Source organism: Vibrio sp. Of14-4 (genome assembly GCF_022347625.1).
GTDB lineage: Bacteria > Pseudomonadota > Gammaproteobacteria > Enterobacterales > Vibrionaceae > Vibrio > Vibrio pristinus.
In genome coordinates, this window is the sequence record NZ_JAKRGI010000005.1 from 65,558 (window position 1) to 78,207 (window position 12,650).

9 protein-coding genes are annotated in these 12,650 nt (G+C 42.3%); 4 read left to right on the forward strand and 5 right to left on the reverse strand.

Annotated features, from left to right (window positions below):
* Positions 1-416 precede the first annotated feature (416 nt).
* Together MHN79_RS06895 and MHN79_RS06900 are read right to left on the reverse strand one after the other, a co-directional pair.
* A complete protein-coding gene (locus MHN79_RS06895; protein ID WP_239172256.1) occupies positions 417-3,539 on the reverse strand; it encodes an efflux RND transporter permease subunit in 3,123 nt (1,040 codons plus the stop codon).
* An 11-nt stretch (positions 3,540-3,550) separates the two neighbouring features.
* The gene (locus MHN79_RS06900; RefSeq protein ID WP_239172257.1) at positions 3,551-4,696 is read right to left on the reverse strand and encodes an efflux RND transporter periplasmic adaptor subunit; all 1,146 of its coding nucleotides are present in this window, start codon (positions 4,694-4,696) and stop codon (positions 3,551-3,553) included.
* Between the two features lie 295 nt (positions 4,697-4,991).
* Between MHN79_RS06900 and MHN79_RS06905 the strand changes: the two genes are divergently transcribed.
* A complete protein-coding gene (locus MHN79_RS06905) occupies positions 4,992-5,519 on the forward strand; it encodes an NAD(P)H-dependent oxidoreductase (RefSeq protein ID WP_239172258.1) in 528 nt (175 codons plus the stop codon).
* Here the strand turns inward: MHN79_RS06905 and MHN79_RS06910 are convergent.
* A complete protein-coding gene (locus MHN79_RS06910) occupies positions 5,516-6,859 on the reverse strand; it encodes a diguanylate cyclase (protein ID WP_239172259.1) in 1,344 nt (447 codons plus the stop codon). The two genes, MHN79_RS06905 and MHN79_RS06910, sit on opposite strands and share 4 nt — an antisense overlap.
* A gap of 3 nt (positions 6,860-6,862) precedes the next feature.
* Positions 6,863-7,834 carry an ABC transporter substrate-binding protein gene (locus MHN79_RS06915; protein ID WP_239172260.1) on the reverse strand — a complete coding sequence of 324 codons (972 nt, stop codon included), beginning with the start codon at positions 7,832-7,834 and terminating at the stop codon, positions 6,863-6,865.
* Between the two features lie 231 nt (positions 7,835-8,065).
* Here MHN79_RS06915 and MHN79_RS06920 point away from each other — a divergent pair, with 231 nt between their 5' ends.
* Positions 8,066-8,773: an SDR family oxidoreductase gene (locus tag MHN79_RS06920; protein ID WP_239172261.1), complete on the forward strand. Its 708-nt coding sequence runs from the start codon at positions 8,066-8,068 to the stop codon at positions 8,771-8,773.
* 12 nt (positions 8,774-8,785) lie between these two features.
* Here the strand turns inward: MHN79_RS06920 and MHN79_RS06925 are convergent, their stop codons facing one another.
* Complete coding sequence (locus MHN79_RS06925; RefSeq protein ID WP_239172262.1) at positions 8,786-10,033, reverse strand: NADH:ubiquinone reductase (Na(+)-transporting) subunit B; 1,248 nt, start codon at positions 10,031-10,033, stop codon at positions 8,786-8,788.
* Between the two features lie 136 nt (positions 10,034-10,169).
* Between MHN79_RS06925 and MHN79_RS06930 the strand changes: the two genes are divergently transcribed.
* Together MHN79_RS06930 and cydB are read left to right on the forward strand one after the other, a co-directional pair.
* A complete protein-coding gene (locus tag MHN79_RS06930) occupies positions 10,170-11,564 on the forward strand; it encodes a cytochrome ubiquinol oxidase subunit I (protein ID WP_239172263.1) in 1,395 nt (464 codons plus the stop codon).
* A 4-nt stretch (positions 11,565-11,568) separates the two neighbouring features.
* On the forward strand, positions 11,569-12,567 hold the full coding sequence (gene cydB, locus MHN79_RS06935) for a cytochrome d ubiquinol oxidase subunit II (protein ID WP_239172264.1): 999 nt from the start codon (positions 11,569-11,571) through the stop codon (positions 12,565-12,567).
* Positions 12,568-12,650 lie beyond the last annotated feature (83 nt).

Consider the following 12,650-nt stretch of genomic DNA (forward strand, 5'->3'; position numbering starts at 1 on the left):
ATTATAAAAAACAATAGAGAAATATTACAGTTTGTTATAAACAACTAGGAACTATACATGGTGTGGAATAAGAAGAATAAACACCAATAGCTTTGAGTACGAAGTAAAAACAATACTAAGTATTTTCATAAAATATCTTTAATATTAAATAACATAGACCAGACAAATGAAAGTCCACTTCAAAACTAAAATAGCAAACTAGCGATGCGTATAAGTTCAAGGAACCGATCCCATGTTAAAACTCTGCACTGACTAAAAAACATAGAGGTAAGACCAGTTTTCAACATTTTTACTACTGAAAAGATTAGGTTTATCAACTCAAAGACACCTTCAAATGGCTACCCGTAAACGGGTAAACGCGAGAAAACCATACAAACAGGACGTATGGTTTTCATCTTGAGTGATACTCGGTTTATTTAACGGCCAGAACTGATTGAGTGGTTTGCAATAAGACGATGCTTTAACTTTTGTACAAAGCAATTTAGATCATCCAAAATCAAATACAAGCAAGGTACGAGGATCAAGGTCAGCATAGTGGCAAACAGAACAGCAAACCCCAGAGCGACTGCCATGGGAATGACAAACCTTGCTTGCAAGCTGGTTTCAAACATAATCGGTAAAACTCCGACGAATGTTGTAATTGACGTCAGAATAATTGCCCTAAACCTAGCACAACCAGCTTCGACAACCGCTTCTTTGACAGACAATCCGTTGTTTCTAACTTGATTGACATGATCTGTCATAACTAAAGAGTCGTTAACCACAACACCCGCCGCCGCAATGAGACCAAATGTGGACATCATACTTAGATCAAGACCAAACCAATAATGCCCCCAAATCGCTCCGGTCAGGCTGAATGGAATAACTGACATAATAATTAACGGCTGGGTATAACTTTTTAGTGGGACAGCAAGCAAGATATAGACAATAATCATACCTGCAACAAAGAAAATAATTTGCTCGTCCTGCTGTGCTTGCTGCTCTTCAATCGAGCCGCCAAGCTGGCTTTTCACCCCTCTGTATTGGGACAAAATGTCGGGCAAAATGGATTCATTGACTCTATCAACCACTTCATTAGGCTCAACTTGCTCCTCATCAATCGACCCAAATACGTAAACACTGCGAAAGCCACCCTCACGGCGAATACTGCTCACTCCGGGCTGCTGAACGATATCAACAACATCACCTAACATCACTTTTTGTCCATCTGGCGTCGTGATTAGCGCATAGCGCAGAGAGGCGAATGCTTCACGTGTCAATTGAGGGTAACGAACCATCACTTTGACTTCCTCACCTTCTCTGATCATGCGCTGTGCTTCTCCACCATAGAAGCTGACTCCTACCTGAGTACCAATATCAGATAAGGTGATACCCAAATCATAAGCGACAGGCTTAAGTGACAGCAGTATTTCTTTACTTCCTGTGTCCATTGACGACGAGATATCGAATAACCCATCTTGCTGCTGTAATTGCAAAATAAGGTCTCGCCCAGCGGCATTTAGCGTTTCTATATCAGAGCCATACAGCAAAAATCCAAATTCATCTCCTTTATCACTATCATTGACGTTATCAGACACCGTCAGCGTTTTCTTGCCTGGTATGTTGGGTATTGCTTCTCGCCAGCGGCGCGCTAACTCAAATGTATTGAACGGCCGCTTTTCTTCATCAACCAAAGCGATCACCATCAAACCTTCTTTACGCCCTTGATTAAATGTCAAGATATCCCGAATCATCTTCTGCCCAGTTTGCTGCTCTATTTCTTCATCAATGTTAAGCACCGTAGTTTCAATTATCTTTAGAGCTTGAATCGTCTGTTCACTCGATACATTGTCATTCATGATGAGTTTGATGGTAGGAAAATCATGAGGAACTTTAGGTGAAGGTATAATTCGGACATAATTCCCCATCACCAAAGCAACACTTATCGCCAATACAGCGATAAAGCTTGCTAGTACACTCCAGCGCCAATACGTACAATAAACAACAAAGCGGCGATATGGTCCATTGACAAAATTAAAAAAGTTTTGATTAAATCGATAGCGCCAACTGCCTATTTCAATTGGTTTAAACGTTGAGTGAGCTAAATGTGCTGGCAGAATTAGCTTTGATTCAATCAAACTAAAAACCAAACAGAGGATAACAATGGCAGCGATACCAAAAAAGAATGCACTTTCAATACCTTTCGACATAAGAAAAGGTGCAAAAACAGCAATTGTTGTCAGAACGCCAAATGTTGCAGGTGTTGCCACTTTTAGTGTGCCACGGACAACACTATCAATGCCACTTCCATGCTTTTCTATTTCTGTGTAGGCACTTTCACCTATAACAATGGCATCATCTACCACAATCCCGAGTACCATGATAAAGGCAAACAATGACACAATATTGATACTCACACCAACCACTGGCATCAACATAACTGCGCCCAAAAAGCAGACAGGCAAACCAATCATCACCCACATCGCGAGCTTGACACGCAAAAACACACTCAGCATTAAAGCAACAAGTACAGCACCCTGAAGTAGATTTTTTAACATCATGTCGAGACGCGCGTTAAGATAGTACGTCATATCAACTAATGTCTTGATTTTGATATCGGCTGGAAGTTGTGGGTTTTTCTGTTCTATATAAGCTTTGACTGTTTCGGCAACCGTCACCATATTTTGATCTTTTGTGGCATTCACAGAGAGATAAATTGCATTTTCACCTGAATACTTAAAGTAACGTTCGTCCTCGGTAAAGCCATCTTTAATAGTCGCAACATCTTGAAGTAAAACCTTACCACCATTGTTTCCTATCTTAACAGGAATATCTCTAAACTCATCGCCGCTATAATATTGGTTCTCAATTCTAACAGAAATGAATCCTCCATCGGTTCTGACTTCGCCTGCTGAATAATTCGCTGAGTATTGTTGGATTGCGGTGCTGATATCCATCAATGTCAAGTCATACTTGCGCAGCATCTCGGGTTCGACTTCGATACCAATCTCATATTCTGGTGCACTCAAATCAACCAAAGAAACATTATTGAGTTGCAATAATTCATCTTCAATTTGCTTGGCTATAGGCTTAAGCTCCAGCAGGGGCCTATCACCAGCTAGAACAATTTGAATAACATCCTGCTGAAATTCATATTGATAAACTTGAATCGGCTCCATACCAACTGGAAAATTAGAGATCGAGTCAACTTTTTGTTGCACCTTATCAAGAACATCCTCTATCTTTTGGTCCACATCAATCTCTAGCTCTATCGTACCACCGCCACGATAGACGTTAGTTATCGCTTGTTTAATGCCAGAGACATTTTTTAAAGATTCCTCTATTTTTATTAAGATACTTTCTTCAATTTCTTGAGGGGAGGCACCGGGATACTGAACTTGCACATTAATGTAGTTGACTTCAAGATTGGGAAACATCTGTCTTTGAATAAAAAGAAAGCTGACTGTACCCACAATGAGAACGAACATCATCAGTAAATTTGCCGCCACTGGGTTGTGTGCGAAATATGCAATCAGACCTCTAGGTTTTCTATCATCCATGCTTGCAAGCCTTACTGTTTTGATTCGTCATTAAAAGTACTAAGTTGGACTTGAGTCCCCTTTTGCGGATATTCAGGTACGGTCAACACCAGCCAATCGTTATCTTTTAAACCTTCATTAATGAGCATAAATTCTTGTTCTGCGCGCAATACATTGACAGTGCGAGGCTCAAGCTCGTTGTCCTCATTAACAATCCATACCTGACGATTATTCACTAACTCTTGGGGTAGACGATAAATATGTTTTAAGGTTTTACCTATGAAGTTCACTTCAACATAAGAGCCAAATTTAAGAGGCGACATGTCTGACGATAATGCGTATGGATCATCGACGTTAATGACCAAACTGGTCATGCGCGTCGCGCTATCAATCACACCTAAATCTCTTTTTATGATTCCCTCTCGTTCGATATCGACAACCCCTTTCTGAGTCACTTTGGCAGTAACACCTGAGTAATCTTCAGGTAGAAATACACTATCAAATCCAGCAATTGGAACATGAATTTCTGCTGATTCGATGTTATTTAAAACAGCGACATGAGTCCCTGCTGTAATATATTGTCCTACGCCAATATCACGCTCCACAACAAGCGCATCATACGGGGCCACCACTCGGCAATTATCTAGATCTCTCTTTGCTCTTTTAAGTGAAGCTAACGCTGACTTTACCTGAGCTTGTGCACTCAATACTTGGGGTTTACGCAAGTAGAGGTCGGTGACTTGATTAGAAGGGACATTCTTCGCTTGACGCTTTGCCACTTCAGCTTTGGCTTTCTCTTCTATTAAAGCTGCTTGTGCCGTGGCAAGGTCCGCTTCTGCCTGCAAAACAGCGGCATTGTAGTTTTCACTCTCGATTGAAAACAAGATCTCGCCCTCTTTTACCACTCCCCCAGGGACAAAACTTGGGTGCCAACTGATAACTTCACCTGAAACTTGCGCAGAAAGCTGCGTTATTTCAACAGGAACCACTTCACCATGGCTGGTTATAACGACATTATGATCGCCGGAACGTATCTGAGATACCTCAACAGTTAGTGGTACTTCAACCTGCTCTGTTTTTAACGCTTCTGCATTTCCAGAAGAGATTGCAATATAGCCTCCATATGCCACCGCCAATAGAACAAAAGGCAAATACCAACGCAACAGCTTCACTCTCATATACAACCCTTCTAGAACATGGAGAACAATTTTTATACGGAAAAATACAAATTCGACAACAATAGTATATGAATAATTTTACATATGAATATTTACTTTATTTTTTAATGACATACGTAACAAATATGAGACATAAATATAAAAAACTCCATAAAATAAGGAGTTGCAATGAGTTAAAAAACATCAAAGCGAGCGATGAGTTATCCGATTTACCAGAAAATTTCGAATAAGCATTGACCTAAAGTTTAGTTGAGGTTTTAAAGTCATTGTCCTCGGTAAATATCAAGGACAAAAAATGAAGACTATCATTCTATTCTCAAGCGCCAACAAAAATGGCAATACGGCGAAAACTGTCGACAAGGTTCATGCCGACCACCAATGCGAAGTGATCCATATCGATGAATTAGACATCACCCCCTACCGATATGATAACCAGTACCCCGATGACGATTTTTATAACTTACTTAACAGAATCAGTGACGCTGACAATATCGTCTTTGCTTCCCCGGTATATTGGTATGCCGTGACTGCACCAATGAAAAACCTGATTGATCGTATGACAGAACTTAGTGAATCACCTAAACTGAAGAGTCAGCATCAAGTGTTCAAAACAAAACGAGGGTTTGTGGTTTCTAGCTCAGGAAATCGCAGAATGTGTCCGGTATTTCGGGCATTTTTTAGTGAATTTTTCGCTTATAATAAAATCAGTTACGTTGCAACACTTCATGCCTGTACCCGAAGTGACTACAGCATAGATGACAATGAAATAGAGCGGTTTAATAACGCATTAAACAATGCCACTCCCTTACATCATAGAGGTTAACCGTATTGGCGAGGTAACCTTTTAGTCTCTGATTCTTGGCCATCATAACAAGCAGACCCAACGATTTGCTTAGCACAGTACATAGCCTCATCTGCCAGATTGACTAATACTTCCTTGTTTCTTGTATGATCAGGGAAGTAGCTTACTCCAATACTCGCGCCAACCTTTAATTTATGACCGTTAAACTCAATCGGAAGACTAATCGCTTCTAGCAACTGCTTTGACTTTTCTGACACAATATCAAAGTCATGAAGTAAGTCTAAACATACAACAAATTCGTCTCCGCCAAGACGGCACGCAAAATCAGACTCTCTAACAGCGGTAAGAATACGCTTAGACACTTCGACTAAAATAGCATCACCTGCATCATGACCGTAAGTATCATTTACTGATTTAAATTCGTCGAGATCGATGAAAAACAGCGCCAGCTTGCAGTTACTTCGGTTTGCTTTGACGATAGCACTTTCTAATGCTTTATCGAATGCTCGACGGTTCATTAGGTTAGTTAAAGGGTCGTGTTCAGAAAGAAAAATCAATTGCTCTTGCTTACGCATCAGTTGTTTGGTCTGGCGTTTTACTTCATCTTCCAACTCTTGCTTGGTCACAGTGGTGTCTCTGAGAGTGTGTGTCATATCATTAAAAAAACCAGCCATTTCCCTAAATTCAGCGTCCATACTGATGACTTCTACTTTTGAGTCGAGCTTCCCAGCCGCAAGATCGCCAATTGCTTTTTTCATCGCTTCAACGCCGGCTTTAAAACGAAACAAGATTAACCAAGCGGTAGCACTCACTAAAACTGAGCACACAATTAACCAAGCCGCTGCATACGTCATAACATTGTGTACATTATCGGTATTGTCGTTGAGTACTGATTTATGTACATACGCCAATTCTTCTGTCATATTTTGAACGATCATATTGTATCTAGAGTGAAGAAAGCCTATCGAATTGATGCTCTCTGGGGCTTTACCATTTGATACGATCCCTTCTTCAGCATAAAGTTGTATCTCTTTTGTCAGCAAAGCATTCAAACTATGGTTCATTCTCTGAATATTACCTAACTGAGTACTCTCTTTTTTGTATTTAGCAAGCTTAACTGAGAGCTCAGCTTGTGCGAGTTCGACTTGATTTAAACTTAATTCATCGCCGAACTGCAGGAAAAACCATAACTGACTTCGCAATAGATCGACTGATAATTGCAGATCAATAATTTGATCCAACTCTATTTTGGTTTTTTTTTGCTCTGCTGAGACTCTAATGAAAGAGACAATAATAAACAAGGTCAGTATTAACGTTGTGGTTGATAAAACAAACAGCTTTTTAAACAGAGAATTCAACATAGCTTAGTCTCTCAGAGCAACAATTTGTTGGTACGGTTGTGTAAAAAGGAGTCCCCTAAAGTCAGGCTGCGCGCCTCCTACTAAACCTTCTGCCTGTGCCCATCTGGCCTGAAGCTGGAGGTTTGAAAGTAATGAATTCCCCAATGACAAGCGAAAAACATAGTCTTCCCAAGACCACTTAACCTGATTTAGTGGAATATTAAGTCTTTTTGCTATTACCCTTGATGCTTCATCGGGATACGTATTGATCCACTCCACTGCCTCATCAAGAGCTTTGAGTAGGTACACGGGCTCTTGACCTGCAAACTCTAAGTAAGGCGTGGTAGAGAGTAAATTAAACGAATGCTGGTATATACCTAGTGTACCAAGGTTCTTGACGGTTGAGGTTGACTGTAGATCCGCTTTGTATCCCATCGGCTCCCAGGCTGAGATGGCATCAACACGAAACGACAAGAGCGCGGGAACAAGTTCATGAGGTTGAAAATATACTTTCTCGACATCTAACGATTTGTGGTTATTGGCAATAAGCACAGAGTCGAAATAAAATTCACTCGCACTTCCTTTAACTACCCCAACTCTCTTACCCTCTAACTGGCTAACTTCGCTGATGTTAGAAGGGCTAAGCGCCAAGAGTTTTAAGTCATTATCTGATTCAACAAAACTGACTAGTAAAGCTAAACCGCTCTGCTCAAAGCTTTGGAACATGACAACAGAGTCGGAAGCCGTTGCATATTCAACATCACGACTTAGCATTAATTGAGTACATGCCATACTACTTGCACATGGAAAAAGTGAAACTTTGAGGCCGTGTTTTTCAAACAAACCTAGATGCTCTGCTATCAAAAATGGTGAGGCTAAAGGAGTCAAAGATACACCTATCCTTACCTCGGGGATGTGATAATTTGCTCGCCAATTATGCTGAGTAAAAAGCCAACTAGCGGCTCCGAGAGCAAAAAAACAGAGTAGCGCCGCCACAAAACTTCTCCGAACCAATAACATGGTGTATTACCCCAAGATTAATAAGAGAGATATTTCATATAAACGTAGCGTAAAGATCTGTAACAATTAGTGATAAGAGGTTTTTTTACATATTTCAATATAAGTCTTTATTGTTTGCGTGAATCAAGTCACACAAAAAAACAATAAAGCATCTGAAGCTATAATTCTGTGCTGTTCTCTAATAAATACAACAATATAAGAAAGCGCATGAAAGTACTTATTTTTGGTGGTAGTGGCGGTATTGGCCATTCACTATGTAAGCAGTTACTAAACCACAGTCCAGAAATCGAGCTTCACGCAACCTATCGTGCACGCAAACGCAACGATCTTTCTGATGACATCATATGGCATAATGTTGACATCACTTCTGAAGATGAAATTAGTGAGCTGGCCGCTCAGTTCTCATCGATTGACTGGATAATCAATGCTATTGGTCTTTTGCATACAACGAGCAACGGCCCAGAGAAAAACCTTCAATCTTGCCAGTCGGAGTTTTTCTTAGAAAATATCAAAGTCAATGCATTGCCAACCCTATTAATCGCAAAACACTTTTCAGCATGTTTAAAAGCAAGTAGCCACCCACGTTTCGTCACTATATCCGCTAAGGTAGGAAGTATAGAAGACAACAGATTAGGAGGTTGGTACAGCTATCGTTCATCAAAAGCAGCACTCAATATGCTCATCAAAAATATCAGTATTGAATGGTCAAGAAGTATGCCAAAAGCTTGCATTTTATCTGTTCACCCTGGAACTACCGATACGCCATTATCAAAGCCTTTTCAGGCCAACGTTCCTGACGGTAACCTGTTTGAGCCAGACAAAGTCGCATCGGATATTTTGCACATTATCAAAAAGGCTGACCCTGAAATCACAGGCAGCTTTTTATCCTACGATGGACAAACGCTGCCTTGGTGATCAGCCTACCAACTAGCCGAGACGACCAACCCTCCGACGTCTCCTCTTAGCATTTGCTTCTTTGGAGATAAAATCGAACAAAGGAGCAAACAAATTAGCAAACAAGATGGCGAGCATAATCCCTTCTGGATAGGCTGGGTTCAACACACGAATTGCTATTGCCATCAGCCCGATCAAAATTCCGTACGCCCATTTACCTGAATTGGTGTAGGCAGCAGAGACCGGGTCCGTGGCCATAAAGAAGGTACCGAAAGCTACTCCACCCAAGACGAAATGCCAGTAAAACGGCATGGAAAACATGGGGTTTGTGTCAGAGCCTATCACATTGAGTAAGATGGAGCCGACCGCAAGTCCAACAATAACACCACCAACAATTCTCCACGACGCGATGCGCATCCCGATCAAGAGTAGGCCACCAAGCATGATAAGAAGCGTGGATCCTTCCCCCATCGAACCTGGTAAATTCCCCAAAAACGCATCGTTCCAGCTAATGGCTTCACCCGTCATGTTATTGATGAGATTACTTGAACCTCCTTCATACCACTGACTTAATGGTGTTGCGCCAGAGTAGCCATCGGCAGCAACCCAAACTCCTCCACCAGACATATTGGCAGGATAGGCAAAGTACAAAAATGCGCGGCCTGCTAGCGCTGGATTCAAGAAGTTACGCCCTGTGCCGCCAAAAATCTCTTTGGCAACCACGATACCGAAAGTAATACCTAAAGCGGCCTGCCACAGAGGAATGGTAGGCGGGAGAATCAGCGCAAACAGCACTGAGCTAACAAAAAAACCTTCATTAATCTCATGTTTACGCACAACCGCGAACAATATTTCCCAAAACCCTCCTACCACAAACACAGTCGCATAAATGGGTAAGAAATATAGGGCCCCCAGCAACATTTTACTTCCCCAACCGGCTTCTATTAGCCCCTGATAGCTGCCGAACGCTGTAGCTAAACGCCAGCTCTCCGAGACGACTGATTCGAGTTGTTGAGGCGAATATTGGCTCAACATCGCCAAGACAGATTGGTTACCAATATTGTACATCCCCCAGAACATAGTGGGGAAAGTCGCTAACCAAACAAAAATCATAATACGTTTGAGATCAATACTGTCTCTTACGTGTGTCGCACCTTTGTTCACCATTCCGGGGGTGTATAGAATAGTGGCAACAGCCTCATATATCGGATAAAACTTCTCATATTTCCCGCCTGGCTCAAACGTCGGAGCCACGGCCTCAACTTTGGATTTCAAGCTCATATTGGTACTTCCTATCAACCAGATATATTTTGTTACGAATCGAACGGGTAATAAGAGCAATAAAAGTTTTACTCAGGGTTGACCATTCACCATGAGAGCATCGTATTAGTGAGTGAATCATAAGCAGGAAATGATTATGGACACACTAGCCGTAGACTTAGCCCGATTTCAGTTCGCTTTCACTGTTTCCTTTCACATCATATTCCCAGCATTCACTATCGGGCTAGCAAGTTATTTAGCTGTACTCGAAGGCCTTTGGCTTAAAACGGGCAAAGAGAAGTATATCCAACTGTACAAATACTGGATCAAAATATTTGCAGTAAGCTTTGGTATGGGAGTAGTTAGCGGGATTGTTCTCAGTTACCAATTTGGTACTAACTGGAGTGTCTTTGCCGATAAGACTGGCCCCATCCTTGGACCTTTGATGGGTTATGAGGTATTCACCGCATTTTTCCTTGAAGCGGGTTTTCTGGGGGTGATGCTGTTTGGTATGGAGCGAGTGGGCAAAAAGCTGCACTTTATGTCAACTTGCATTGTTGCCTTTGGCACTTTTTTGTCTGCATTTTGGATATTATCCGTCAACAGTTGGATGCAAACACCAGCAGGCTTCTCGATTAACGAAGCAGGACAGTTTGTTCCCGAAAACTGGTTCGAGATTGTTTTCAATCCATCGTTTCCTTATCGGTTGGTACACATGCTACTAGCAGCGTATCTTACTACCGCTTTTGTCGTGGCCGCTGTCGGTGCTTATCACCTTTTGTCAGCACCCCACAATCCACTGGCACGCACCATGTTTTCCATGGCAATGTGGATGGCAGCGATCGTAACACCACTACAAATTATCGCAGGAGACATACATGGCCTAAACACATTGGAGCATCAACCAGCAAAAGTCGCGGCAATGGAGGGACATTATGAAAGCCACAAAAGTGCCCCGCTTATTTTATTTGGCCTACCCAATGACGAGACAAAAACCGTCGACTACAAACTCGAAATCCCTCATCTGGGTAGCTTAATTCTTACTCATGAGTGGAATGGTGAAGTCAAAGGACTCGACGCTTTTCCTGAAAATGAGCATCCTCCGGTGAGTATTGTTTTTTGGAGTTTCAGAACCATGGTTGGGATCGGCTTTGGAATGTTGTTCATTGGAGCCTGTAGTCTCTACTTAAGGTACAAGAACAAGCTTTATGAAACACCTTGGTTCCACAAATTATGCATAGTGTTTGGACCTGCCGGGTTTGTTGCTGTTCTGGCAGGTTGGATAACCACAGAAGTAGGTCGTCAGCCCTTTACCGTGTATGGACTACTGACAACAGCAGAGTCGGCGTCGCCGATTGACGCAACCGCGATTAGTATATCCTTAACCGCTTTCATCGTCGTGTACTTCCTAGTTTTCGGCGCGGGAATATTCTATTTGCTGAGATTAATGCGAAAATCGCCTACTCGTTACGAACAGGCTCTCGATAGCCGTCTACCCGACGGGACCGAGGTGCCTCCAGCCACCCATTCCAACCATGTAACACGAGGATAGTACTATGGATTATGCGCTTGTTTGGTATGCATTGATTGGGCTCGCTGTCCTCATCTACGTGATCCTTGACGGATTTGATCTAGGTATTGGTATTCTGTTTCCCAGCGCTCATAGTGAGATTGAGAGAGACATGATGATGAACAGCATTGCTCCTGTGTGGGATGGTAACGAGACGTGGTTGGTGCTCGGGGGAGGCGGTCTGTTTGCCGTGTTTCCACTTGCATACTCAGTCGCCATGCCAGCCTTATATGCACCACTGATTCTTATGCTACTGGGATTGATTCTTCGCGGCGTCTCTTTTGAATATCGGTTTAAAACCAAAAAAGGCAAGTTTCTATGGGACACTGCTTTTTTTGTCGGCTCCCTGACTGCAACGTTAATGCAAGGCATTATGCTTGGCGCCCTATTACAAGGCATTGAAATGGAAGGTAGAGCGTACTCAGGCGATTGGTTTGATTGGTTAAGCTCATTTAGTTTATTTTGTTCTCTCGCCCTTATGTTTGCCTACGTTTTACTTGGGTCATGCTGGCTTATGATGAAGCTACCCACTGATCTTACAGAACGGTATGAGATTATTGCTAAACGAGCAGGCGTTGCAATGGTCGCCTGTATCGCCATCGTTAGCATTTGGTTACCTCTGCAAAATAGCTTGATCTTCGACCGTTGGTTCAGTTTCCCAAATGCGCTTGTCCTGCTATGCATCCCAGCGCTTTCTGCTTGGTTTATCAGGCAGCTCTTTGTCTCTTTACAAAATCACAAAGCCCTCAAAGCCTACCTCTGTGGTATTGCTCTGTTCGTGCTGGCAGCAACAGGGTTCGGAGTGAGCACTTTTCCCTATATCATTCCCTTTAGCCTTACCTACAGCCAAGCCGCCGCGCCTGATGAAAGCCTGAAGTTTTTGCTTGCTGGTACTGTTTTTCTCCTTCCTCTCATCATGGCATACAGCGCCTATACCTACTGGGTCTTCAGAGGTAAGATGAAACATGGGGAGCATTACCACTGATGAAAAAACTGACATGGTTTATTTTTATTTGGATATCCAGCGTGGCTCTGCTTGGGTTGCTGTCCCTTGCTATTAAAGTCGCG

Bases quoted from the DNA above. Each gene is read 5' to 3' on its own strand.
- MHN79_RS06925 (WP_239172262.1), bottom strand. From the start codon at position 10,033: ATGAGCTTGAAATCCAAAGTTGAGGCCGTGGCTCCGACGTTTGAGCCA.
- cydB (WP_239172264.1), top strand. From the start codon at position 11,569: ATGGATTATGCGCTTGTTTGGTATGCATTGATTGGGCTCGCTGTCCTC.
- MHN79_RS06920 (WP_239172261.1), top strand. From the start codon at position 8,066: ATGAAAGTACTTATTTTTGGTGGTAGTGGCGGTATTGGCCATTCACTA.
- MHN79_RS06895 (WP_239172256.1), bottom strand. From the start codon at position 3,539: ATGGATGATAGAAAACCTAGAGGTCTGATTGCATATTTCGCACACAAC.
- MHN79_RS06910 (WP_239172259.1), bottom strand. From the start codon at position 6,859: ATGTTGAATTCTCTGTTTAAAAAGCTGTTTGTTTTATCAACCACAACG.
- MHN79_RS06900 (WP_239172257.1), bottom strand. From the start codon at position 4,696: ATGAGAGTGAAGCTGTTGCGTTGGTATTTGCCTTTTGTTCTATTGGCG.
- MHN79_RS06930 (WP_239172263.1), top strand. From the start codon at position 10,170: ATGGACACACTAGCCGTAGACTTAGCCCGATTTCAGTTCGCTTTCACT.
- MHN79_RS06905 (WP_239172258.1), top strand. From the start codon at position 4,992: ATGAAGACTATCATTCTATTCTCAAGCGCCAACAAAAATGGCAATACG.